The sequence below is a fragment of the Arsenicicoccus dermatophilus genome (genome assembly GCF_022568795.1).
GTDB classification, from domain to species: Bacteria; Actinomycetota; Actinomycetes; order Actinomycetales; family Dermatophilaceae; genus Arsenicicoccus; species Arsenicicoccus dermatophilus.
Genome location: NZ_JAKZHU010000002.1, coordinates 116245 through 140820, shown reverse-complemented (window position 1 = coordinate 140820; position 24576 = coordinate 116245). Strand labels below are relative to the sequence as shown.

The following is a 24576-nucleotide window of genomic DNA, read 5'->3' as shown; positions in this document are numbered from 1 at the left end:
CCGGACCGGCGTCAGAAGACCTGCCGGACCACGGGGATCCGCCGCGCCACCAGGGTGATCACCGTCGAGATCACCGCGATCAGCAGCAGCCGCAGCACCAGGTCCGGCCCGGACAGCACCGGCGCGCCGAGGATCCCGACCTTCATCAGGGTCCACATCACCAGGATGTGGCAGGCATAGATGCCGAGCGACGCGATGGCGAGGGGGTTGACCCACCGCACCACGCCGGGCCGGGCCAGCAGGCCGAGCGCACCGCCGGGGCGGATGGTCGACCGGGCGACGAGGAAGACGCAGACCGCGCCCAGCACGACGCTCCCGCCGTAGTAGCTGACCGGCAGCAGCTGGTCCAGGCGCGGGGCCAGGCCGGGGTTGGCGTACTGCCAGCTCACCAGTGCCGGCAGGCCGATCCCGAGCGCCGCCGCGACCGCCAGGGCAGACCCGCGCAGCACCACGTCCCGCAACGCCCACCCCAGCACGAAGAGCCCGAGATAGCAGACCCACCAGGTCCAGGGGGTCTCCACGGCCACCGCCTGGGTGGCGCGCCAGGAGCGGGTCGCGGAGGAGAGCACCGGCATGGCGGCGAGCGCGGCGCCGGTCAGGACCTGCTCGCGGCGGCTCGACTGGGCGAGCCAACGGATCAGGACGGGCGCCATCAGGCTCAGCCCGAGCACGATCCACAGGAAGTACAGGTGCGGCGCGAGCCGCCCGGTGAGGATCCGCTGGACGACGTCGCGGGCAGCCAACGGCTCGGGATACCAGCACAGCTGGAGGAAGGCGACGTAGGCCAGGTGCCACACGACGATGGCCGGCACCGTCCGCAGCACCCGCTTGCGCAGGTAGTGACCGGTCCCGCGGAAGCTCGCCGGACTCAGCGTCAGGGCCCCGGAGACCATGACGAAGACCGGCACCGCCACGCTGAACGGCAGGTCGAGCGCCACACCCAGCAGGTGCGCAGGCCGGTGGTCGCCCGCCCGCGCGGCCGCGGCGTTGGCGCCGGCGTTGTGGATGGAGATGACGCCCAGGATCGCGACGAGCCGGACCCAGGCGACCCAGGCGATCGGCGCGCGGGCGGCCCGGTGCGCGGACGGCCCGTCGGCGGGCGCGGACTGCGGGGGCGCCACCGGGGCGGAGGTGGGCGCGACCGGGGATCCCCCGGCCGAGGGGAGGGTGTCGGTGCGGGTGCTCATCAGCGCGCGTGCTGCTGGAGCTCCTGGACCACCCGGGCCGCCGCGTGACCGTCGCCGTACGGCGCCGCATCGGTCGGCGTGGGGGCCGGCCGGTCGACGTCGCGCGCCAGCGTGGCCGGGTCGGTGACGAGCACGTTCCAGCCGAGGTCGAGGGTCTCGACCCACTCGGTCTCGGTGCGCACCGTGGTGCACGGCACCCGCAACAGGAAGGCTTCCTTCTGCAGGCCGCCGGAGTCGGTGATGATCCCGGCCGAGCCCATGACGGCGCGCACGAGCTGGGGATAGGGGAGCGGGTCGGCGACCACGACGGACCCGGCGCCGAGGTCGATGCCGTGCTCCTGCGCCTTGGCTCGCAGCCGCGGGTGCGCGAGGAGCAGGGTGGGCACGTCGAGGGAGGCGAGGTTGTCCACGATGGTGCGCAGGGTGGCCGGGTCGTCGGTGTTGTCCGCCCGGTGGAGCGTGGCGACCCGGAAGGGGCGGGTCGAGTCGATGCCCTCGGGCACCTGGATCTCGTCGCCGGCGACCCGGTCGCGGACCTCGTGCAGCACGTCGGTCATCACGTCACCCACGAGCACGGCGCGGTCGGTGATGCCCTCCTCGGCGAGGTGGCGCATGGCCACCTCGGTCGGCGCGAGGCAGAGGTCGGCGGCGTGGTCGGTGAGCACCCGGTTGTGCTCCTCCGGCATACGCCGGTTGAAGGACCGCAGGCCCGCCTCGAGGTGGGCGAGCGGCACGTGCATCTTGACCGCGGAGAGGGTGCCGGCGAGCGTGGAGTTGGTGTCGCCGTAGACGAGCACCCAGTCGGGCTGGTGCTTCTCGAGCACACCGTCCATCCCCGCGAGCATGGCGCCGGTCTGGCGACCGTGGGTGCCGGAGCCGACGGTGAGGTTCTCGTCCGGCGCCGGGATCCGCAGCTCCTCGAAGAAGGAGTCGCTCATGGCGTGGTCGTAGTGCTGACCGGTGTGCACGATGACGTGCTCGACGCCGGCGTCCGCCATCGCGTGAGCGATGGGCGCGAGCTTGACGAACTGCGGGCGGGCTCCGACGACGCTCAAGATCTTCACGCGGACAGCCTAACGGGCCCGGTCCCGGGCCTCCGAAACCGCGGCGCCCACCGGGACCGTTCCACGTGAAACCTGGTCACCCCCGGGACTCGGGCTGCTCCGCCCACCACGCGCGCAGCCGCTGCTCGGCCGCCTCCCGCCCGATCGGCCCCTCGTCCAGCCGGACGGCCAGCAGGTGCTTGTAGGCCCGCCCCAGGACCGGTCCGGGTCGGATGCCGAGCACCTCGGCGATCTGGTTGCCGTCGAGCTCCGGCCGGACCGCGGCCAGCTCCTCCTGCGCCTGCAGCCGCTCGATCCGCTGCTCCAGGTCGTCATAGGTGCGGCGCAGCCGGGCGGCCTTGCGCGCGTTGCGGGTGGTGCAATCGGCGCGGGTGAGCAGGTGCAGGCGGGAGAGCAGCGGACCCGCGTCCGTGACATAGCGACGCACGGCGGAGTCGGTCCACTCGCCGTCGCCGTACCCGTGGAAGCGCAGGTGCAGCTCGATCAGCCGGCTGACCGCCCTGGTCGTCTCCTTGTCGAAGCGCAGCGCCTTGAGCCGCTTGTTCGCCATCCGGGCGCCCACCAGCTCGTGGTGGTGGAAGCTCACACCGCCGTCCGGCTCGAAGCGGCGGGTGGCCGGCTTGCCGATGTCGTGCAGCAGGGCGGCCAGGCGCAGGACCAGATCAGGCCGTACGACGGGACCCCCGTCGGCGACCTCGGGCTCGTCCGTGCCGCGGGCGGGTGCCTCGGCCAGCTCCAGGTCCATCGCCTGCTGGAGCACGGTGAGCGAGTGCTCGTAGACATCCTTGTGCCGCTTGTGCTCGTCGACGGTGGCCTTCATGGCGGGCAGCTCGGGCAGCATGATGTCGGCCAAGCCGGTGTCGACGAGGACCTCGAGGCCGGCACGGGGCCGGTCGGTCAGGAGCAGCTTGACGAGCTCGTCGCGCACCCGCTCCGCGGAGATCATCCGCAGCGACTCCGCCCGCTCGACCATGGCCGCGCGCACCTCGTCGTCGAGCGCCAGCCCCAGCTGCGCCACGAACCTCGCCGCCCGCATCATCCGCAGCGGGTCGTCGCCGAAGGACTCCTCGGGGGTGCCCGGGGTGCGCAGGACGCCGCGCGCCAGGTCGCCGAGCCCGTCGTGCGGGTCGACGAAGGTCATCTCCGGCAGCCGCAGCGCCATGGCGTTGACGGTGAAGTCCCGACGGACCAGGTCGTCCTCGAGGGTGGTGCCGTAGGACACCTCGGGCTTGCGGGTGGTGCGGTCGTAGGCGTCCTTGCGGTAGGTCGTGATCTCGACCTGCCAGCCGTCCTTGTGCGCCCCGATGGTCCCGAAGGCCCGTCCCACGTCCCACAGCGCGTCGCCCCAGCCCCGCAGCAGCCGCTCGGTCTGCTCCGGGCGGGCGCTCGTTGTGAGGTCCAGGTCGGTGGACACCCGCCCGAGCACGGCGTCGCGGACCGGGCCGCCGACCACGGCGAGCTCGTGGCCCGCCGCGGCGAACCTCTCGCCCAGATCGCCGAGCAGCCCGGAGACGGGCGCGAGGTGGCGCGCCGCGGCGGCCAGCAGCTCGGGCTCGGCGGGCGGGTCGAGCTGCTGGCCGAGCAGCGGGTCAGGGGTGGTGGTGGGTCCAGGCACAGCACCCCACCTTAGAAGAGTCCCCCGGTGGCGCGGGTCGGCCCGTGACTGCTGCGCGCGAGCGATCATCACTCAGCGCTCACCTCACATCGTCCCGACGTGGCAGCAGGCGCCCTCCCAGGGGTACTCGTTAGAGTGCTGGGGTGTCCAGTCCCTACCCCATGAGCCCGGCTGCCCGCTTCCCGCGGCGACTGCCTGCCGTGGAGGAGGTCTCCGCGGGCGGGGTGATCGTCCGGGTGGAGCGGGGGCTGGCGGAGCTGGCGATCATCGCCCGGCGCAACCGGGCGGGCCGCGTCGAGTGGTGCCTGCCCAAGGGGCACATCGAGGGCCTGGAGACGTTGGAGCAGACCGCGGTGCGCGAGGTGGCCGAGGAGACGGGGATCCACGGGCGGGTGATCGCCCCGCTGGGGTCCATCGACTACTGGTTCACCACGGCGACGTCGCGCGTCCACAAGGTCGTGCACCACTATCTGCTGGAGGCCCTCGGCGGCCAGCTGACGATCGAGAACGATCCGGACCAGGAGGCCATCGACGTGGCGTGGGTGCGACTCGGCGACCGCACGACCGAGCTGACCTTCCCCAACGAGCGGCGCATCGCGGCCACGGCCTGGCAGCGCCTCGCCGGCGACCGGTGATCCGAGGCGCGAGGGGGGCGGCGGCGAGGCTCGCCGCGGCCCTGACCACGCTCGTTCCGCTCCTCGGCGGTATGCCGACGGCGGCAGCCGCGCCCTCCCGTGGCGCCGCGAGCCCCCACGAGGCCGTGCCCTCCGTGGCTCCGTCTGCCGCCTCGGCCCGTCCCGGCTCCGTGACGGCGGCGCCCCAGGTGCGTAGGACGGCCGCCCGGGTGTCGATCACCCTGGACGACGTGACCCCCGTGGTGGCTCGGCCTGGCGAGGAGGTGAAGGTCCGGTTCACCGTCGCGGCCCCTGCGGCCACCGGCCCGCTGTCCGCGCGCCTGCTGGTGGGCGACACGCCGGTGACGGGCCGGGCCGTGCTGGACTCCTGGCTGCACGCGACGACGCCCCGCCCATTGACCTCCCGGGAGGTGGCGCAGGGGCGGATCCCGCCGCTGGCGGCGCGGGGCACCTCGACGCTCACCCTCGCGATCCCGGCGACCGCGGTGCCGAGGGGGCGGCCCTTCGGTGCCTACCCCCTGGCCGTCGAGGTGCGCTCGGGCACGACCCGCGCCGGCGTCCTGCGCTCGGTCCTGCCGGGCCTGCGGGCCACCCCGGAGTACGAACCCCTCCGCCTGGCCTGGATCGCCCCGATCACGCTCCCCGCCGACCCCGAGCTCACGGCGGGCACGGCGGCACAGGTGGGGGCGGCCTGGTCCCGGGCGGTGGGGCCCCAGGGACCCTTGCAGCAGCGGCTCGACGCCGCCGCCGGCACGCCGGTCACCTGGCTCGTGGACCCCTCCGTCCTCGCCCCGCCGAGCCGTCCGGGTGGCCTGATCACCGATCCGACGGCCGTGCCCTCCCTGCCCCCGACCCCCACGAGGACCCGGACCACGTCCACGCCGGCCGGCACCTCGCCCCCGCACCCCCTCGTCGGGGCCACCGGCCGTCCCCCGGCCGGCAGCCACCCGACGCCCACCCCCTCCCCGACGACCTCCGCTCCGGCGAACCCCGGCTCCGGGGCCAGTGCCCTGGCGGGGGCGGCCCGCGACGCCCAGCAGCTCGCCGCCCGGCTGCGGGCGCTCGACGACACCCAGCCGTTGTGGGCCCTGCCCCCGGGCGACCCCGACACCGCCGCCCTGCTCGCCGGAGACCCGCGTTCGCTGCGGCCGCTGCTGTGGCCCCAGCAGGCCTCGCCGCTCGACAGCGCGGTGGGCCGCTCCGTCCCGGACTCCGTCGCCTGGCCCGCCGACGGGCTGTGGCCCGACGGGCGGACGGCGTCCTGGCAGGCGGCCACGGCGCGCACGGCCCCGGCGGCCGCCCTGGTCTCCACCAGCGCGATCCGCAGCTCCCCGGACCTGACCCCGGGCGCCGGGCAGCGCAGCTCCGAGGGACTGCCGCTGCTGGCCTACGACGAGCGGCTGAGCCTGGTCACGTCGGGCCGGCGCACGCGCACGGACGCCGAGCTCGTCCAGGAGTTCCTGGGGCAGTCCCTGACCCTGCTCGGCGAACGCCCCGGCACCCGTCGCACCACCCTGGTCGCCGTGCCCCGGGACGCGGCCCTGAGCCCGGCCGCCCTGCGGCGGCTCTGGCGGGCGACCCGCGCGGTGCCGTGGCTGCGTCAGGTGGACGCGAGCACCTTCCTCAGCGCCGGCAGCCGGGCTACCGCGCCCTCGCGGCTGCGGCCCGCCGCCGCGTCGCCGCTGACCCCGCAAACCACCCAGGAGCTCGCGGAGGGCGCACGTGCGGTCACCGGTCTGCGCAAGATCCTCCCGGGCGAGGAGCGCCTCACCACGTCCTGGACGACGGCCCTGCGTGACCTCGCCTCTGCCCGGTGGCGGGGTCGGCCGCAGGAGTGGGAGGGGCTGCGCCATACCCTGGAGGAGTCCGTCGACGAGGTGCGCCGGGGGGTGCAGGTGCCTCCGAGCACGTTCAACTTCCTCGCCGACACCGGCGTCATCCAGATCACCGTCACCAACTCCTTGCCGTATGCCGTCCACGACCTGCGCCTGGACCTCGTCCCCGGGATCGGGACCCTCCGCGTGGACAAGGCGCCGCCGCCGCTGTCCATCGCGGCAGGCAGCCGCACCACCACGCGGGTGCAGGTGTCGGCGCGGGCCGCGGGGACCGTCCCGCTGGAGGCCCGGCTCACCACCCCCGACGGTGTCGTCCTGGGCTCGCCCAGTACCGTCAACATGAACGTCCGGCCGACCAGTGCGTGGGTGTTCGCGCTCATCGCAGGTATCGTCGGCGGGATTCTCGTGCTCGGGTTGGCGCGCGCCCTGCGCCGCGGCGGCCCGACGCGCGCCGAGCGGGAGCTCGGTGACCACGACGCCGTCGCCGAGGCAGTCCTCGGCGCTGACAGCTCCCCCAAGGATCCGTGATGAGCCGCTTCCGCCCCTACGACCGCTTCAGCGACGACGACCGCGGCTACCCGCCCGAGGCCTCGCTGACCGAGGAGATCCCCCTCTCGGTCTACAGCCACGAGTTCCCGGACGGTGCTTACACCGGGGAGTTCGGGCACATCGCCGATCCGGACGGCCCCTCGGGCGCCGCCCGGGAGACGGGTCTGGAGGTGGGCCGGCACCGCGCTCGCGCTCGGGCCCAGGCGCTGGCCCTGGAGCAGGAGCGCCGACGCAGCGAGGGATCGGCGCCCGTCAAGAAGCAGACCCTGGGCCGCGCCAGCGCGCTGATGGCCTCCGGCACGCTGGTGAGCCGCATGCTCGGGCTGATCCGGCAGTCGCTCCTGACGTACTGCATCGGATCTCTCACGATCAGCTCGGGCGCCTTCCAGGTCGCCAACACCCTGCCCAACCTGATCTACATCCTGATCTCCGGCGGTCTGCTCAACGCCGTCCTCATCCCCCAGATCACCAAGGCGCTGAAGCAGCCGGACGGCGACCACCTCGTGGACCGGCTGCTGACGGCCTGCTTCGCGCTGGTGCTGGGGGCGACGATCGTGGCCACCGTCGCCGCGGCGCCGCTGGTCAATCTCTACGGCCTGCGCGGCCACGGGCCGGAGGTCCGGCTCGCCGTCGACTTCGCCTACCTTTGCATCCCGCAGCTGTTCTTCTACGGCACCTACGCCATCCTGGGGCAGGTCCTCAACGCCCGGGGCAGCTACGGCGCCTTCATGTGGACCCCGGTCCTCGCCAACGTCGTGCAGATCGCCGGCCTGCTGGCCTTCCAGATGCTCTATCCGGGGTCCGACCACCTGCGGCCGGAGCAGTGGACGCGCGACATGGTGCTGCTGCTGGGCGTCTCCACCACCCTCGGGATCGTCCTGCAGGCGGTGGCCCTGGTCCCCGCCCTGCGCGCCTCCGGCTACCGCTGGCGGCCCCGGTGGGGGCTGCGCGGGCACGGCTTCGGGTCCGCCACGCGCACGGCGGGGTGGGCCTTCGCGGCGCTCCTCGTCAGCCAGGTGGGCGGCTGGGCGACCATGAAGGTCATGCTCACGGTCCAGGCGCGGGCCTCGCACGACCACCTGCTGGTGGCCGGCGTGATGGTCTACAACGTCGCGTTCCTGTTCTTCATGCTGCCCCACTCGATCATCACCACGTCCATCATCACGGCGCTCTATCCCCCGATGTCCGTGGCGGCCAACGAGGGCAACCGGTCCGAGCTGCGGGTCCTGCTCACCCGCGGTCTGACCCTGCCCTCCGTCGCGCTCGTCCCCATCACCGTCGCCGGCCTGGTGCTCGCCGTCCCCGGCCTGGGGGTCGCGATGCCCAGCCTGTTGCGCCAGGGCTCGCTGCGCGAGACCGCGATCGTCTTCGGGGTGATGATCTTCGGGCTCATCCCCTTCGGATGGACGACCCTGCAGGCGCGATTCCTCTTCGCCACCGATGACGGCCGCACCAACCTGTGGCTCCAGGTTCTCCTCACGGGGGTGCAGGTCGTCTTTGCCGTGGGGGCCCTGTGGGGCCCGCCCGGTCACTCGGTGGCGATGATCGCCATCGGCCAGACCCTCGGCAACCTCGTCGCCGGGGTGACCTTCGTGCTGATCGCCCAGCGGCGCGTCGGTGGGCTCCCGCTCAACCGCATCGTGCGGCTGCACGTGCGCCTCGCGATCATCTCCACCGTCGCCGGGCTGCTCACGTGGGGTCTGATCGAGGGCATCCAGGTGGTGGTCGGGATCGGTTTCCTGTCCTTCCTCACCCAGCTGCTCGTGGGCGGGCTGATCTTCCTCGCGGTGTTCCTCGTCCTCTCGCACACCTTCCACGTCAAGGAGGTGGCCGACCTGCTGAGCCCGGTCACCCGGCGGTTGCGCTCCCGCCTGCCGGTCCCGGCGAGGACCTAGCCACTCCGAGGAGCCCCGTGCCAGAGTCTGGGGACCAGGCACCACCTAGAATGCGGTGAACGCGACGGGCCCGGGCCCCGGGCCCGACGCCCACCCCGCCCGCTGCGTGAGACGGAAGGGGACAGGCGTATGCCGGCAGTGGGACCGGGCACGTCCATCGGAGGCAGGTATCACCTGCGCCAACGGGTTACGCACACCGCGCGCCTCGAGCGTTGGGAGGCCGACGACACGACTCTGGGTCGCCGAGTGCTGGTGACCGTAATCCCGGAGAAGGACCCGGCCGCGGCCGGCGCCTTGGACGCGGCCAGGCGGGTCTCGTCGCTCACGGACCCGCGCCTGCTCGCGGTCCTGGACGCGGGCAGCGAGGACGGACTCGTGCACATCGTCGAGGAGGCCCCCGAGGGAGCCACGACGCTGACCGCCCTGCTCGCCGAGGGCGGCCTGCCCGCGGCTCGCGCCCGCCGGGTGGTCCTCGACGTCGCCGAGGTGCTGGACGCGGCCGCGAGTCGTGGGCTGCACCACCTGGAGCTGACACCCGACGACGTCCTGCGCCGCAGGGACGGGTCCGTTGCCGTGCACGGGGTGGCCGTCGAGGCCGCCCTGGCCGGACGGGACCACCTCAACGCCGTCCAGGCGTCCCGCACCGACGCCGTCGCCCTCGCCGCGCTGCTGCACGCCGCCCTCACCGCCACCTGGCCGGGCATCGACCGGAGCAGGCTGCGCCCCACGCCTCGCGTCGCCGGCGCCCCCGCGCCGCCGTCCGAGCTGGTCCCCGCCGTGCCCGACGACCTGGAGCACCTGGTCACCCAGACCCTGGGGCGCCGCGGCAAGGCCACCTCCCCGGGCGCCTTCGCGCAGGTCTTGCGTGACGGCACGCCGCCGGTCGTGCCCACCGAGCAGATCGCGGTGGTCGCCTCCGGCGCGGTCCCCAGCACCCGCCCCGCCGGCGGCTCACCGGCCGAGCCCACCGTGGCGGGCGCCGAGCCCTCGGCCACTCCCGGTCAGGTGCCCGCAGCCCCAGCAGCCGCGGCCCCGGCGTCCGCAGTCGCCTCGACCGGCGCCGCAGCCGCGACAGCCGTCATACCCCCGCCTGCTGCCGGCCCCGCTGCTCCGGCCGCCCCGCCCTTCCCCCAGCTGGCCGACGACCTGCGCACCGACATCGAGCACCCCCCGACCAAGGCGCAGGCGGCGGCGATGGCAGCGGTGGGCGCGACCGCCGTCCGCGCCCGCCAGCTGGGTCAGGCCGCCGCAGGCCCCTGGCAGCGGCGGACCGAGCGCCGGGCCGAGCAGCGCGCCGAGGCCCGGGCCGGGCAGACCCCCGTCGAGGCACTGACGACCGAGGCCCACCAGGCCGAGCCGGTCGCCCCGGTCTTCGTCAGCGACGTGCCGACCGGGACGCCCTCGCCCCGCCAGGCCAACTTCGTGCTCTCCCTGATCGCCGGCTGCCTCGTCCTCGCACTCGTCGGGGGGCTCATCGGGATCTACGCGATGGTGCACAACATCCAGCGCCAGCTGGACGCTCCCCCGGTCGCCCGGACCTACACCTCGACCGCGCCGGCCGTCACGGTGACGGTGGGCTCCGGCGGCCAGGTGCTGGCCAGTCGCTCGGCCACCGCACCCCCGGTCGCGGCGCCGCCCGTCGCCATCGTCGGCCTGACCGCCTTCGACCCCGAGGGCAGCGACGAGGCCGAGAACAACGCGATGGCCAACAAGGTCCGCGACGGCCGGGCCGACACCTACTGGCGCAGCCAGCGCTACTCCTCGGACACCTTCGGCAACCTCAAGTCCGGGGTCGGCATCGCGGTCTACCTCGGGGACAACAAGCCGACGCTGCACCAGATCAAGCTCACGCTGCCCGACAGCCCCGGCCAGGACCTGACGGTCTACGCCAGCGACGGGGAGTCCAAGGACGGCGCCCTGCCGCTGGGCTCGGCCAAGGGCGCCTCCGGCGAGGTCACCGTCGACGTCAAGCCGGGGACCCCCGGCAAGTCCTACGTCGTCGTCTGGTTCACCAACAGCCCCGCGCAGATGGGCGGTCACTACGCCGCCCTGTCCGAGATCACCATCTCCTGAGCCGTCACCATGGACACCCCTCTCGACCTGCAGACCGCCGACGACCGGGCCCTCATGGCGGCTCACCTGGCCGGCGACCCGGACGCGTTCGGCGAGATCTACCGCCGGCACCGCGACCGGATGTGGGCCGTCGCGATGCGCACCTGCAACGACCGGGAGCTGGCAGCCGACGCGGTGCAGGACGCCTTCGTGGCGGCCTTCCGCAGGGCGGGGTCCTATCGCGGCGAGGCGGCCGTGACGACCTGGCTGCACCGGATCGTCGTCAACGCCTGCCTGGACCGGCTGCGGCGGCTCAAGCCGACGAGCGAGCTGCCGGAGTTCGACCTCGCCGACGGGCGCGACGAGCACGCCTCCCTCGAGGTCGCCCTCGACGTGCGCGAGGCCCTGGAGCGCCTGCCCGAGGGACAGCGGCTCGCCCTCGTGCTGGTCGACATGCACGGGCTCAGCGTCGCCGAGGCCGCCCAGGTCCTCGACGTCGCCGAGGGCACCATCAAGTCCCGCTGCGCGCGCGGCCGGACGGCGATGGCGAGCCTGCTCGGGCTGCGGACCGGTCAGCCGAAGGCCGCCGGGAACCATCGGCCGTGAGGACGCGTCATACACGTGGCAGCCGCGAGGCGGCCGACACCAACCGGACCCACGCCGAGGGAGGTGCCCACCCGTGACGACGACCCGCCCCATCGGGGACGAGCGACCGGACCGCCCGAATGCCCCGTCCGGACCACAGGTCCCCGATCCGCCACGCAGCACCGACGACGACCCCACGGGCGTCCGCGAGCTGCTCGCCGCCCTTCCTGACCCGGGGCCCATGCCGGCGGACCTGGTCTCCCGCATCACCGCGTCGCTCGAGGCCGAGGCGCGCGGCCGCCAGATCCCGGCGGCCCCCCCGGTCGAGCTCGCCCCCGTCATTCCCCTGTCCGGTGCCACCCGGACCCGGCGGCGCCCTGGCCGCCGCACCATCCCGCTCCTGCTCGGCGCAGCCGCCGCGGTCACCGCGGTGGGGCTCGCCACCCCCGCCCTCCTCGAGCAGCTGCACGGCCGCTCGGACGTCTCCGCCACCCTCGACACCTCCGCCACCGCCCGCCAGTCGCCTCCCGGCATGGCCGTGGCGGTGGCGCCCGACCTGGTCCCCGTGCAGGTGCGCCTGAGCCGCACGGTGCCCGGCGACGACCTCCTGCGCGAGGGGCGGACGATGCTCGCCGACCGCTGGTCGCCTCCGGTCCCGCACACGCTCGAGCAGCCCCACGTCGGCCCGATCGGCACTCCCGACGGCGTCCGGGAGTGCCTGGCAGCCCTCGGTGGCACCCCGTCCCGCCTGCTGGCCGCCGAGGTCACGAGCTATGCCGGCAAGCCCGCCGTCGTGCTCGCGACCCACCAGGGCGAGGGGGTCGTGGTGTATGCCGCGAACCTCCCCTGCGTGCGCGGCTCCGCGACGTTGCTCACCCCACCCGTCACCGGCACCCGGTGACCCGCAGGCCCCAGGTATCGACCGGGATGGACAGCGCGTGTTTCACGTGAAACACGCGGTGACGTCGGGCCCGGGCCCCTGCATTGCGGGAATGTCCTAGGCGCACACCGGGTTTTCGTCCACGCGGAGAGGATGGGACAGTGGTCTCGCTCCCGCGGCGCTGCTCGCCCCCCGGCGTCGCACCCACGATCACGGATGAAGGACCCCATGACCAACGACGTCCGCAATGTCATCATCATCGGCTCCGGCCCGGCCGGCTACACCGCTGCGGTCTACGCCGCCCGCGCCAATCTTGAACCGCTTGTCTTCGAGGGCTCGGTGACCGCCGGCGGAGCCCTGATGAACACCACGGAGGTCGAGAACTTCCCCGGCTTCCGTGACGGCATCATGGGTCCGGACCTGATGGACAACATGCGCGCCCAGGCCGAGCGCTTCGGTGCCGAGCTGGTCCGCGACGACGTCACCCAGGTCGACCTGGCCGGCGAGATCAAGGTCGTGACCGACGGCGAGGGCAACCAGCACCGGGCCCACGCCGTCATCCTGGCGATGGGCTCCGCCTACCGCGAGCTCGGTCTGGAGGACGAGCAGCGCCTCTCCGGTCGAGGTGTGTCCTGGTGCGCGACCTGCGACGGGGCTTTCTTCCGCGACAAGCCGATCGTGGTCGTCGGCGGCGGCGACTCGGCCATCGAGGAGGCGACCTTCCTCACCCGCTTCGGCAGCTCGGTCACCGTGGTCCACCGCCGCGACGAGCTGCGAGCCTCCAAGATCATGGCCGAGCGCGCGCAGGCCAACGACAAGCTCGACTTCGCGTGGAACTTCCAGGTCGTCGCCATCAACGGCGAGAGCAAGGTCGAGTCGGTGACCCTGCGCGACACCGTGACCGGGGCCGAGCGCGAGCTGGAGACCGCGGCAGTCTTCGTCGCCATCGGCCACGACCCGCGCAACGAGCTGGTGCGCGGCATCGTCGACCTGGACGACGAGGGCTATGTCCTGGTGCAGGGGCGCGGGACCGCGACCAACCTCGACGGCGTGTTCGCCTGCGGTGACCTGGTCGACCACACCTATCGTCAAGCCATCACCGCCGCGGGCTCGGGCTGCGCCGCCGCCCTGGACACCGAGCGCTGGCTCGCCGCCCGTGAGGAGGGGGCCACCCCGCCCGCCGACACGACGCCCGACGACCGGACCGAGGACCAGGGCTCCGCCCCGTCCCGCTGAGCCGCCACCAGTTCTCCCAGCACCACCACACGAGCAGTCCCCACCCAACGAGAGGAAAGCCCATGGGCGCCAACACCAAGGACACCACCGACGCGACCTTCGAGCAGGACGTGCTGCAGAGCAGCAAGCCCGTCCTTGTCGACTTCTGGGCCACCTGGTGCGGCCCGTGCCGCCAGATCGCCCCGATCCTCGACGAGATCGCCGGCGCGCACGCCGACAAGATCGACGTGGTCAAGGTCGACGTCGACGCCAGCCCCCAGACCGCTGCGAAGTACGGCGTCACCAGCATCCCGATGCTCAACCTCTATGTGAACGGCGAGGTCGTCAAGACCATCGTCGGCGCCCAGCCCAAGCCCAAGCTGCTCAAGGAGCTCGAGGACTACCTCTCCTGACCCAGCCGCGGATCCCACGCCGGCGCCCGCCCATGACCCCAGGTCGTGGCGGGCGCTGTCGCGTGCGCGGGCGACCACCGGCTGAGCCGGGCCCCCAGCTGGTCCACCACCATCGCGAGCGAGCGCATGTCCAGCCGCAGCCGCGGCACGGTCGGGTGCTCGCGCACCACCTCGAAGCCGAGGTCGAGCAGCAGGCGGGTCGGCACCCGACAGAGGTCAGGGGACGGCCACGGCCCGTCGGACCGCGGCCGCCGCCCCGGGACCGGCACCGGCCCCCCTGCGGGTGCCGGGTCGGCGGCGACGGGACCGGACGGCAGGTGCAGGCATCCCGGCACGGTCTCCGGTCCGCCATACGCCTCGACCGCGCGGACGCGCCGACGCACGAGGTCCCGGGAGAGGGCCTGGACCGCGACCCTGCTGTGGCTGCGGCCGGCCGAGGACAAGGACAGGAGGAGCACGGCGTCCTGCCCGATCGGCGCCGTGGCCGGCAGCAGCGCGCGTGGGACATAGGCCGGCGGAGCCAGGACCACGTGGGCCTGGGTGCGGTCGCCCTCACGGACGAGCACCCCCGGGGGGCCCCACTCGCGCGTCACCTCCGCCACCCAGGCGCGCTGCCGGGGGGTCGACCGGCGCTCCTGGCCGGCGTGCGCCTCGACGGGATCGCGCAGCCAGCGCACGCAGCCACGGCAGGGCTCGCGCAGCAGGTCGACGGTGGCCACCGACAGCGGCACCACCTCGCGACTCCCCATGCGGCGCACCTCCGGCCAGAACGGTCCCTGCGCGGACCGCTCCGCGAGGCGACGGACAGCGTGGGACACTGCTCGTCTCAGGTAGACCCAGGCTAACGGCGAGGGCAGGTGTCCGCAGCCGTCCTGCAGACCCGGCCACCGCGGGCGGGGTCAGAGCGCGAGGAGCACGACCATGACCGACCAGCACCCCGTGGGCTCCCGGCTGGACCCCTGGGTGGAGTCCTACGCCGCACGGACCACCGGCATGAAGGTCAGCGAGATCCGGGCGTTGTTCGCCGTCGCCTCGCGACCGGAGGTGGTCTCCCTTGCGGGCGGCATGCCGAGCATCGACGCCCTCCCGCTGCCCGACGTGGGCGCCACGGTGGACCGGCTGCTGCGCGAGCAGGGGTTGACGGCGCTGCAGTACTCCTCCGGCCAGGGCGACCCGGTGCTGCGCGAGCAGCTGCTGGACGTGATGCGGCTGGAGGGCCTGGACGTCCATCCCGACGACATCGTCATGACGACGGGCTCCCAGCAGGCCCTGGACCTGGTGTCTCGGGTCTTCCTCGACCCCGGTGACGTGGTGGTCGCCGAGTCTCCTTCGTACGTCGGGGCGCTCGGGGTCTTCGCGGCATACCAGGCGGATGTCGTGCACGTGCCCTGCGACGGCGACGGGCTGGTCCCGGAGGCTCTGGACGAGCACCTCACGCGTCTGCTCGCCCAGGGCCGGCGCATCAAGTTCCTCTACACCGTCCCGACCTTCCAGAACCCCGCCGGCACCGCGCTCTGCGACGAGCGGCGCCCCCGCGTGCTCGAGGTCTGTCGCCGGCACGGCGTCCTGGTCGTCGAGGACAATCCCTACGGCCTGCTGGGTTTCGAGGGCCGCACCTACGACGCGCTGCGGTCGTTGGACGAGGAGGGGGTCATCTACCTCGGGACCTTCTCCAAGATCTTCGCCGCCGGGCTGCGGGTCGGCTGGGCGGTGGCGCCGCACGCCGTCAAGGAGAAGCTGGTGCTCGCCAACGAGGCGGCCATCCTGTGTCCCAGCGCCTTCACCCAGGCCGTCGCGTCCCGCTACCTCGCCGAGCTCGACTGGCAGAAGCAGACCGCCGGGCTGCGCGAGCTCTATCGCGAGCGGCGTGACGCGATGGCGCAGGCACTCACCGCCCTGCTGCCCCAGGCCACCTGGCACCGACCGCGCGGGGGGTTGTTCTTCTGGATCGAGCTGCCCGAGGGTCTGGACACCAAGGCGATGCTTCCGCTGGCGGTCAAGGAGCTCGTGGCCTACGCGCCGGGCACGGGGTTCTACGCCGACGGCTCCGGCCGCCGCAACGCCCGCCTCAACTTCTCCTATCCGGCTCCCGACCGCATCCACGAGGGCGTGCGCCGCTTCGCCACCGTCGTGGAGCGGGAGCAGGAGCTCCTCGAGACCTTCGGTCCCTGTGCCCGCACCAGCCACGAGGGCCCCCGGGTCCTCCTGCCCTCCCCGGAGGTGTCATGACCACCGTCCTCGTCCTGTCCGGCGGCCTCTCGCACGAGCGTGAGGTCTCGGTCCGCTCGGGTCGTCGCCTCGGAGAGGCCCTGCGCAGCAAGGGCTTCCAGGTGCACCACGCCGATCTGGATCGCGGCCTGCTGCCCCTGATCGACTCCCTGCGGCCGGACCTGGTGTGGCCCACCCTGCACGGCAGCCCGGGCGAGAACGGGTCCTTGCGAGACGTGCTGGACCATCTGCGGGTGCCGTACGTCGGTCCATGCGGTCCCGGCGCGCGGTTGGCGTGGGACAAGCCGGTCGCGAAGGCTCTGGTCGCCCGGGCCGGGGTGGCCACCCCGGCCCACGTGGCCGTGGCGCACAGCACCTTCCGCCAGCTGGGCGCGGGCAGCGTGCTGGAGCGCATCACCGCCGACCTCGGCCTGCCGCTCGCGGTCAAGCCGGCCCGGGGCGGGTCCGCCCTCGGTCTCCACCTCGCCACCACCTCCCTTGAGCTCGGGGCTGCCCTCGTGGATGCCTATGCCTACGACGACCTCGCCCTCGTCGAGCACGTGGTCACGGGCACCGAGGTCTCGGTCACGGTCCTCGAGGAGGCGGACGGTGCCCGGCGCGCGCTCGCGCCGGTGGAGATCTGCCCGGTCGACGGCATCTTCGACTACGACCACATGTACACCGCCGGCGAGACGGAGTACTTCGCCCCGGCTCGGCTGGCTGCCGACGCGCTCGAGGCGGCCCGCGAGGCGGCCCTCACGGCGCACGAGGTGCTCGATCACCGGCACCTGTCCCGCACCGACCTCATCGTCGACGAGGCAGGGGTGCCGTGGTTCCTGGAGTGCAGCGTCTCCCCCGGCCTCACCGAGACGAGCCAGGTGCCCATCGCGCTCGCCGGGACCGGCCTGCGTCCGGCGGACGTGTATGCCGAGATCGCCGAGCGGGTCGTCGCGCAGCACGACGCCTGAGACCCCGAACCATGTAGGAGGCCCCCCGGCCGCAGCCGGGGGGCCTCCTACACCGGTCTCCGTTTCACGTGGAACCGCCGACGGCCGATCTCGACGGAGAGGGCGGAACCGCCCGGCGTTTCACGTGGAACGGGATGCGTCTCGGTCAGGTTTCACGAGGAACGCCGTCGCGGTGGCGGCGGTTTCACGGGAAACACCGGTGGTCACTCGCGGCCCATCAGGGTGAGGATCCGCTGCAGGTCGTCCATCGAGGCGAACTCCACCGTGAGCTTGCCCTTGCGCTTGCCCATGGCCACCTGCACGCGGGTCTCGAAGCGGTCCGCCAGCGAGCTGGCGACCTCCTCCAGCTCGGGCGGCGTCCGGGCGGCTCGACCGGGACGAGCAGGCTTGTCGGCGGAGCCGTCCCCGCCGAGCGCGACGATCTCCTCCACGGAGCGCACCGAGAGCCCCTCCGCCACGATCCGCTGGGCGAGGCGCTCCATCGCCGCGCCGTCCTCCAGCCCCAGGAGGGCTCGGGCGTGCCCCGCGCTGAGGACGCCGGCGGCCACCCGCCGCTGCACGAGGGGGGAAGTCGCAGCAGCCGAACGGTGTTGGAGATCTGCGGGCGCGAGCGGCCGAGCCGGCTGGCCAGCTCGTCGTGGGTGCACCCGAAGTCCTCCAGCAGTTGCTGGTAGGCCGCTGCCTCCTCGAGGGGGTTGAGCTGAGAGCGGTGAAGGTTCTCCAGGAGGGCGTGCCGCAGCATCTCGTCGTCGTCCGTACGGCGAATGATCGCGGGCACGGTCTCCAGACCGGCCTCCTGGCTGGCGCGCCACCGGCGCTCACCCATCACCAGCTCGTACTCCGCCTCCGCGTGCTCCTCCGAGGACTCCCCCATCAGGGGACGGACGACGATCGGCTGGAGGACGCCGAGCTCTCGGACGCTGTGGACCAGCTCGGCCATGTCGTCGTCGTCGAAGACGGTGCGCGGCTGACGGGCGTTCGGCTGGATGGACCGGACCGGCAGCTCGGCGTACGACGCACCGGGGACGGCGGCCAACGCATCGGTGTCCTCGTCGCCGCCCGTTCCGGTTCCCGCCGTCCCGGTCACCGGCTCCGCGTCCAGGGGTCGTCGCCCGAGACCCAGGGCGGTGGCCGTGGCGAGGTGCTCGGCTCGCCACTCCGGGCGGTCCCGCCGGTCGGTGCGCTCCGCGTGCCCCCCGGGACGCTGCCCGCCCGGCGTCCCGGTCGAGGTGGCGCCGGGGGTCTCCGCGTCCCGGAAGAAGACATCGACGGGACGGTCCCCGGCAGCCGTCTGAGGGATCAAGGCGCCCAGGCCGCGACCGAGCCCGCGTCGCTTGTCACTCATCGCTTCCCTCCGTCCCCGGCAGGCTGCCGGGCGATCTCCACCGCTGCCGCGGCGTAGGACTTGGCTCCGGTGCTGTTGGGCTCGTACGTCATGACGGTCTGGCCGTGGCTGGGCGCCTCGGAGATGCGGACGGACCGCGGCACGCTGGCGGAGATGACCTGCCGCCCGAAGTGACGCCGCACCTCGTCGGCCACCTGGGAGGAGAGCCGGGTTCGGGCGTCATACATGGTCAGCAGGATGGTCGACACGTGCAGCGAGGGGTTGAGGTGAGCCTTGATCAGCTCGATGTTCTTGAGCAGCTGCGACAGGCCCTCGAGCGCGTAGTACTCGCACTGGATGGGGATGAAGACCTCCTCGGCGGCGACGAAGGCGTTGATCGTCAGCAGCCCAAGGCTGGGCGGGCAGTCGACCAGCACGTAGTCGATCCGTTCGCCCCTGTCCTCCATGGTCCGCAGGTAGGCCGTCAGCGCACGCTCGAGGCGCATCTCGCGGGCCACGAGAGAGACCAGCTCGATCTCGGCGCCCGCCAGGTCGATGGTGGCCGGGGCGCAGTAGAGGCCCTCGATGTCCGGACAGCTCTGCACGGCATCGGCGATCGGCAGACCATCCACGAGCACGTCGTAGACGCTCGGCACCTCGGCGTGGTGCGGGATGCCCAGCGCGGTGGACGCGTTGCCCTGGGGGTCCAGATCGATCACGAGCACCCGCAGCCCGCCCAGCGCCAGCGCCGCGGCGATGTTCACCGTCGTGGTGGTCTTGCCGACGCCACCTTTCTGGTTGGCCACCGTCATCACGCGCGTCCGGGCGGGCCGCGGGAGCGGCTCGGTGACCACGTGGATGCCGGCGGGCCGAGGTGCCCCCGGCGTCGTGCCGGCGGCCTCGTCCGTCAGGGAGCCGCTCTCGGCCTGGGGCACGGGGCGCGGACGCTCGCGACGCACGTCGGTCTCCGTGGGGTTCTGCGCGGTCAGGGCGGCGACGACGTCGATGCGCGCGGTTTCACGTGGAACCGGCCCCTCCGTCGTGACGACCGGGGCGACCTTGGCCAGCTCCAGCCGGGCGGCGCCGCCACCTTCACCGAACAGTGCGGCATCAGCCACAGGACGCTCCTTGGACTCGTGCCAGGCAGAGGCCAGGCGGGACTTGCGTAGGTCGGACCCCGCGTGACCGAGGAACTTGCTCCGGACAGGTGCGTCTGCAGCAGCTTCCGCCCCACGCGGGCGGTGGGTCCGCGGCCGCAGCTCGACAGGCTGCCCCTCGCGAGGCAGGTCCCGGTCCCAGGAGCGGGCCAGGGCTCCTAGTCCGTCGCCCATGCCGTCCCCCAGATCTCGAGCCGCGGGCGCGAGATCATCGTCATCATCATCAGGCATGTCCGGATCGCTCGCCAAAGGAGCCTTGATCACCGGGAGGGTGATGGTGTCCGGAGCGACGAAGTCGACCAGGCCACCACGGCCCACCACGCGGGAAGCGGTCGGAGCCGGTGCAGGGCTGAGCCGGACCCGGGTGCTCTCGTCGAACCGTGGGTCCGTTTCGTCGGTGGTCACGCCCTCGGACCGGTCGTCCGGGGCTCCATCACGGTGGGCGCTGTCGGCCCGAGAAGCAACCCCCGTCGGCCGGTCGGTCCGGGCACTCTCGGTCCCGGCCTCGTCGTCCCGGGCGGCGTCGGTTGCGAGACCCTGGGCCCGCGGGCTGTCACCCTGCCTCGTGGGCGGCGCGCTCTCGGCGCCGCTCGTGGCGGGTCCCTGGTGCTCGGTCGCGGGAGCTCGATCCCCTCGGGTGACCAGGAGCGGCGTGCCACTGCCGATCACCACGGGCTTGTTCACGCCGGCGTCGTTCCGTCGCGATCGCGCCAGTCGCGCCTGCTCGGCCTCCAGCAGCGCACGGACCCGCTGGGTCTCGATCTCGGAAGGGGTGGGCACACGCTGCGAACCGGTGGCCGCCCCAGCCGCCGAGCCGCCGGACGTTCCCCCCGGTGCGGGCGCGGCCGAGCGGCTGGACGCCTCCCCGCGAGCGGGAACGGCGCGCGCGGAAGTCTCCGTGCCACTGGGGGCTTCGGCGGCCGATCCCCTGGCCCCCTCGGCGTGCAGCAGGGCGCGCACCCGCTGCGTCTCCAGCGGGGAGGGGGTCGGGACACCGCCGCGCGTGGCGACCGAGGAGCGGTCAGCGGCCCCCGCGGCGTCGCGGATGAGCCCGAGCCCGGATCTCTCGGCCGACCTGCCGGAGACGTCACCGTCGGGGTGGGCCGTCGAGGTCGGCGCGCCTGGCGCACCGGGGCGGGTCAGGGCCGAGGGGTCGGCCCCTCCGTCAGCAGCTCCGGCGCCGGACGCCGCGGGATCACCCGGCTGCCGTGCCGCCCCCGGACCGCCGGACGGTGCCGTCGGACCCAGGTGCAGCCTGGCGGGAGAGCTGACCCCGGGCTGCGCCGGGCTGTCCGCCCTGTGCACCCCCGGACGCTGAGACACCTCGGGGCGCGGGTGCGGGTGCGGCGCCACGCTGGAGAGGGCGCCACCACGCTCGTCGTGCCGCATGCCCAGCGTCGACTCCAGCCGCCGGCGGAAGCTGGACCAGACGCCCTTGGAGTTGCGTGAACCCCGCGATGGCGTCGGCTCGTCGGCCTGCCGTTCCACGTGAAACCTCCACAGTCTCGGTCATCCGTGACCGTCCACGTGAACCTATCCTGTCGCCTGGAGGCGTGCGGGGTCACACGCGGAGCGATGGCGATATCACCGCGAACCAGGGCGAGTTGGCGCTCCATCGGGAGCGACGCGGCCCGCCGGTCGCGCGCTCGGCACGGCGTTTCACGTGAAACGCCGTGCTCGTGATCGCTTCGATCGCCGGCCTGATCGCGAGCACCAAGCAGGTCGTCCCGCCTGGTCCGGCGGGACACGGCGAGCCAGGATGGCACCGACCCGAGGCGCGGCGTGGGCGTCGCCCCACCCCACGGGTCAGCGCGGGCGTCTGCCCTTGCCCGCCCGCCCCCGTCGCAGCGCAGACACCGTCTCGATGGGAACACCGGGTCGATGAGTGTCGGCGAGGCGCAGCCGCGCCACCGTGGTGGGCTCGTCCAGCCAGCTGCCACAGGTGACCACCGTTGCCGCCACGACGCCCGCCGCCGTCAGCTCGGCGTCCTCATCGGAGAGCTCCTGCTGGACGCTGCGGCCCTTGAGGGCCAGGATCACCCCACCGGGCGCGAGCAACGGAGCGCACCACCGGGTCAGCTGGCCGAGCCGGGTCACGGCGCGGGCCGTCGCGAAGGGCACCTCGATCCGCCCCACGACATCCTGGGCCCGGGCGTGATGCACAGCGACGTTGTCCAGGTCGAGGGCCGCGGCGGTCGCTCCCAGCCAGTCGGTGGCCCGCTGACGGGCCTCGACGAGATGCACCCGGACATCCGGACGCGCGATCGCGAGAGCCAGTCCGGGCAGACCGGCACCGGAGCCGACGTCGACCACCTCGACCGAGGGGGGCACGAGCTCGGCGACGACCGCACAGTTGAGCACGTGCCGCTCCCACAGCCGCAGCACCTCCCGGGGACCGATCAGGCCGTGCTCCACCCCCGAGGTTCCCAGCGTCGCCACGAAGGCCTCGGCCCGCTCCAGGTGATCGCCATACACCTGGAGCGCCTCGGGGGGCACAGACGGCAGCGCCGCCCCCACCTCGGGGACGGCGCCGTCGGACGGACGCTCGGCCATCAGGCCGGCAGGACCACGACGTGACGATGGGGCTCGGCACCCTCGGACTCCGAGCTGAGGCCACCGGCGAGGACCTCGTCGTGGACCACCTTGCGCTCGAAGGCCGACATCGGTGCCAGGGCCTGCTCCTCGCCGGTGTCCTTGGCCCGGCGCACGGCGTCGCGGGCCAGCTCGATCAGCTCGGTGCGGCGGGCCGCCCGGTGACCGGCGACGTCCAGCATCAACCGGCTGCGCTCGCCCGTCTCGGCCTGCACCGCGAGGCGAGTCAGCTCCTGCAGCGCCTCCAGGACGCGGCCGTGGTCGCCGACCAGGCGGCGGGGGACGCGGCCCTCCTCGGAGTCGACGATGGCCACCGACGCGCGGTCGCCGTCGACGTCCACGTCGATGTCGCCGTCCATGTCCGCGATGTCGAGCAGCGTCTCCAAGAAGTCGGCGGCCACCTCGCCCTCGCGCTCGAGCAGCTGCAGACGGGCCGCACGGCTGCCGGTGCCCGCCGCGGCCTCCGCGGGGCTCTCCCCGGCGTGGTCGGGGGCCATCGTCGCGTCGTCGTCGACCTCGGGGGCGTGCTCAGGGGTGCTCGTGCTCACGGGGAAACCCTTTCTCTCGTGGGGCGGCGGTAGGACGAGGGTCGTCCCGGAGGCGCCACCCGGACGTGTGCTGCGGCGCTGGGGATCAGGCGCGGGTCGACCCGCCGCCTCCCTTGCGCTTCTTGGTGCGCCGGGGCTGCTGGCGCTGGCCGCTCGGACGGGGGCTGGCGTCCTCGACGACCTCGCCCACCACGGTGTCGGTGGCGGCGACCGGCTGCTTGCGCTGCAGCTTGTCGGCACCCGGCATCGCCTTGCCCTGCGCCTTGCGCTTGGCCTCGAGCCGCTCGTAGGCGGGCGAGCCAGGCGTGGGCATCCGCCCGATCGTGTAGAACTGCTGGCCCATCGACCACAGGTTGGTCACGAGCCAGTAGATGAGGACACCGATGGGGAAGTTGACACCGGACACCGCGAAGATGATCGGCATGATGTAGAGCAGCATCTTCTGCTGCTTGAACATCGGGTTGTCCATGGCTGACGCCGGCATGTTCTTGGTCATCGCCTGGTGCTGCGAGACGAACTGGGTGATCGACATCAGGACGATCATGGCGATGGTGATGACCTTGGCGTTGAGGTCGCTGCTGGTGGTGAACTTGTCGGACAGGTGGACGCCCCACACCATCGACTGCTCGGCCTGCCGGGCCACGGCCGCGGTGATCGGCCCCACTGCACCTCGCGCCCCGCTGGCGATGCCTCCCAGCCCGTTGAGCACGTTGAACAGCGCGAAGAAGATCGGCATCTGGAGCAGGATCGGCATGCACGAGGAGAAGGGATTGGTCCCCGAGTCCTTGTACAGCGCCATCGTCTCCTCGGTCATCCGCTGCCGGGACTCGGGATCCGTCTTGCCCTTGTACTTCGCCTGGATCTTCTGCAGCTCGGGCTGGATGAGCGTCATCTTGCGCGAGGCGTGCAGCTGCTTGACGAACAGCGGCGTGATGAGGATGCGGATGACCACCACGAGACCGACGATCGACAGCCCCCAGGTCAGACCGCCTGCCGGGTCCATGCCCATCGAGGAGAACATCTGGTGGAAGCCGTACATGATCCAGGCCACGACGACCTCGATGGGGTACAGCAGGCTGGAGAAGCTCATGTGGTCCTCAGGGTCGGGCGCTCGGGCGCCGGGGTGGAGCGGCGGGGCGTTGTCAGTATGACGCCGCGGCGGGGCCTACGGCGTGCGACGCGGACGGCCGTGCTCGTCCGCCTCTGGAACGTGGTCGACACCGCCGGGGTTCCAGGGATGGCACCGCCCGAGGCGACGGGCAGCGAGCCAGGAGCCGCGGATCGGGCCGAACCGGGCGACCGCCGTCAGCGCATAGGTGGAGCAGGTGGGGTAGAACCGGCAGCTCGGCGGGGTGAGCGGGGAGATCCACAGCTGGTAGAAGCGGATCAGGCCGAGGGCGAGCGCCCGCAGGGGGTGGGAGCGCCACCCCCGCCACCAAGGCTGCTCCCCGGTCATCCCAGGACCCCGCCCCCGGCTGGCGCTCGGCCCCGGTCAGGTGCCCCGGCCTTGGCGAGGCAGCGTGCCAGGAGTCGCCCGAGCTCGGCGTCGAGGGCGGCGTAGCCTGCCTCGGCCGCGGCGGGGTTGGCCCGGACGACGACGTCGATGCCGGCCGGGAGACCGGCGACCCGGGCTCGGGCGGCGTGCCGCAGCCGGCGCTTGGTGAGGTTGCGCTGGACGGCGCCGCCGACGGACTTGGACACAACAAAACCGACCCGCGGCGGCCGAGCCGATCGCGTGTCGGTCATGTTGGTGTGCACCACGAGCAGCGGGCTGCCGGCACGGACAGAGGTGCTACCGCGCACCGTGGTGGCGAAGTCCGCGCTGTCCCGCATGCGGTGCTGCGCAGACAGCAC

20 protein-coding genes and 1 pseudogene are annotated in these 24576 nt (G+C 73.2%); 10 read left to right on the top strand and 11 right to left on the bottom strand.

Translation table 11 applies throughout. The features are described 5' to 3' along the window. Positions 1-11: 11 nt before the first annotated feature. The 3 genes from MM438_RS13970 to MM438_RS13960 form a co-directional block, all read right to left on the bottom strand. On the bottom strand, positions 12-1187 hold the full coding sequence (locus MM438_RS13970) for an acyltransferase (protein WP_241453719.1): 1176 nt from the start codon (positions 1185-1187) through the stop codon (positions 12-14). Next, on the bottom strand, positions 1187-2251 hold the full coding sequence (gene wecB, locus MM438_RS13965) for a non-hydrolyzing UDP-N-acetylglucosamine 2-epimerase (protein WP_241453716.1): 1065 nt from the start codon (positions 2249-2251) through the stop codon (positions 1187-1189). The genes MM438_RS13970 and wecB overlap by 1 nt, the downstream gene beginning before the upstream one ends. 76 nt (positions 2252-2327) lie before the next feature. Next, positions 2328-3866, bottom strand: a complete 1539-nt coding sequence (locus MM438_RS13960; protein ID WP_407568204.1) for a CCA tRNA nucleotidyltransferase — start codon at positions 3864-3866, stop codon at positions 2328-2330. A 161-nt stretch (positions 3867-4027) separates the two neighbouring features. On the opposite strand from MM438_RS13960, the gene MM438_RS13955 reads away from it, so the two are divergent. The 8 genes from MM438_RS13955 to trxA all read left to right on the top strand — a co-directional run bounded on the left by MM438_RS13955 (position 4028) and on the right by trxA (position 13925). After that, a complete protein-coding gene (locus tag MM438_RS13955; protein WP_241453944.1) occupies positions 4028-4501 on the top strand; it encodes an NUDIX hydrolase in 474 nt (157 codons plus the stop codon). After that, complete coding sequence (locus MM438_RS13950) at positions 4405-6864, top strand: DUF6049 family protein (protein ID WP_338155564.1); 2460 nt, start codon at positions 4405-4407, stop codon at positions 6862-6864. The genes MM438_RS13955 and MM438_RS13950 overlap by 97 nt, the downstream gene beginning before the upstream one ends. Next, positions 6864-8780 (top strand): murein biosynthesis integral membrane protein MurJ, encoded by a 1917-nt coding sequence (gene murJ / locus MM438_RS13945; RefSeq protein WP_241453712.1) that lies wholly within the window; start codon positions 6864-6866, stop codon positions 8778-8780. Before MM438_RS13950 ends, murJ begins: the two co-directional genes overlap by 1 nt. A gap of 252 nt (positions 8781-9032) precedes the next feature. After that, positions 9033-10853 carry a protein kinase family protein gene (locus MM438_RS13940; protein ID WP_241453710.1) on the top strand — a complete coding sequence of 607 codons (1821 nt, stop codon included), beginning with the start codon at positions 9033-9035 and terminating at the stop codon, positions 10851-10853. Positions 10854-10862: 9 nt separating this feature from the next. Next, on the top strand, positions 10863-11438 hold the full coding sequence (gene sigM / locus MM438_RS13935; RefSeq protein ID WP_241453709.1) for an RNA polymerase sigma factor SigM: 576 nt from the start codon (positions 10863-10865) through the stop codon (positions 11436-11438). A 73-nt stretch (positions 11439-11511) separates the two neighbouring features. Continuing rightward, positions 11512-12318, top strand: coding sequence for a hypothetical protein (locus MM438_RS13930; RefSeq protein ID WP_241453985.1), 807 nt, complete (start codon positions 11512-11514; stop codon positions 12316-12318). A 195-nt stretch (positions 12319-12513) separates the two neighbouring features. Then, entirely contained in the window at positions 12514-13533 is a 1020-nt protein-coding gene (gene trxB / locus MM438_RS13925) for a thioredoxin-disulfide reductase (protein WP_241453704.1), read from the top strand. A 62-nt stretch (positions 13534-13595) separates the two neighbouring features. Then, the gene (gene trxA / locus MM438_RS13920; protein WP_241453701.1) at positions 13596-13925 is read left to right on the top strand and encodes a thioredoxin; all 330 of its coding nucleotides are present in this window, start codon (positions 13596-13598) and stop codon (positions 13923-13925) included. On the opposite strand, the gene MM438_RS13915 is transcribed toward trxA, so the two are convergent. After that, positions 13913-14674 carry a hypothetical protein gene (locus MM438_RS13915; protein ID WP_241453698.1) on the bottom strand — a complete coding sequence of 254 codons (762 nt, stop codon included), beginning with the start codon at positions 14672-14674 and terminating at the stop codon, positions 13913-13915. The genes trxA and MM438_RS13915 overlap by 13 nt on opposite strands. Positions 14675-14846: 172 nt before the next feature. On the opposite strand from MM438_RS13915, the gene MM438_RS13910 reads away from it, so the two are divergent. Together MM438_RS13910 and MM438_RS13905 are read left to right on the top strand one after the other, a co-directional pair. Then, positions 14847-16154, top strand: coding sequence for an aminotransferase-like domain-containing protein (locus MM438_RS13910; RefSeq protein ID WP_241453696.1), 1308 nt, complete (start codon positions 14847-14849; stop codon positions 16152-16154). After that, positions 16151-17101: a D-alanine--D-alanine ligase family protein gene (locus MM438_RS13905; protein WP_241453694.1), complete on the top strand. Its 951-nt coding sequence runs from the start codon at positions 16151-16153 to the stop codon at positions 17099-17101. Before MM438_RS13910 ends, MM438_RS13905 begins: the two co-directional genes overlap by 4 nt. Positions 17102-17304: 203 nt before the next feature. Here MM438_RS13905 and MM438_RS13900 read toward each other — a convergent pair. From MM438_RS13900 to rnpA, 7 genes and pseudogenes are all read right to left on the bottom strand, one after another. Further along, positions 17305-18446: pseudogene (locus tag MM438_RS13900) on the bottom strand (ParB/RepB/Spo0J family partition protein). Next, entirely contained in the window at positions 18443-19285 is an 843-nt protein-coding gene (locus MM438_RS13895; RefSeq protein ID WP_338155566.1) for a ParA family protein, read from the bottom strand. Before MM438_RS13895 ends, MM438_RS13900 begins: the two are co-directional and overlap by 4 nt. A 2103-nt stretch (positions 19286-21388) precedes the next feature. Beyond that, positions 21389-22135 (bottom strand): 16S rRNA (guanine(527)-N(7))-methyltransferase RsmG, encoded by a 747-nt coding sequence (rsmG, locus tag MM438_RS13890; RefSeq protein ID WP_241453692.1) that lies wholly within the window; start codon positions 22133-22135, stop codon positions 21389-21391. Then, on the bottom strand, positions 22135-22722 hold the full coding sequence (locus MM438_RS13885; RefSeq protein WP_241453690.1) for a Jag family protein: 588 nt from the start codon (positions 22720-22722) through the stop codon (positions 22135-22137). Before MM438_RS13885 ends, rsmG begins: the two co-directional genes overlap by 1 nt. A gap of 85 nt (positions 22723-22807) precedes the next feature. Continuing rightward, positions 22808-23812 (bottom strand): membrane protein insertase YidC, encoded by a 1005-nt coding sequence (yidC, locus tag MM438_RS13880; RefSeq protein ID WP_241453689.1) that lies wholly within the window; start codon positions 23810-23812, stop codon positions 22808-22810. Between the two features lie 75 nt (positions 23813-23887). Then, positions 23888-24178 (bottom strand): membrane protein insertion efficiency factor YidD, encoded by a 291-nt coding sequence (gene yidD / locus MM438_RS13875; RefSeq protein ID WP_241453686.1) that lies wholly within the window; start codon positions 24176-24178, stop codon positions 23888-23890. Further along, a complete protein-coding gene (gene rnpA, locus MM438_RS13870; protein WP_338155563.1) occupies positions 24175-24576 on the bottom strand; it encodes a ribonuclease P protein component in 402 nt (133 codons plus the stop codon). Before rnpA ends, yidD begins: the two co-directional genes overlap by 4 nt.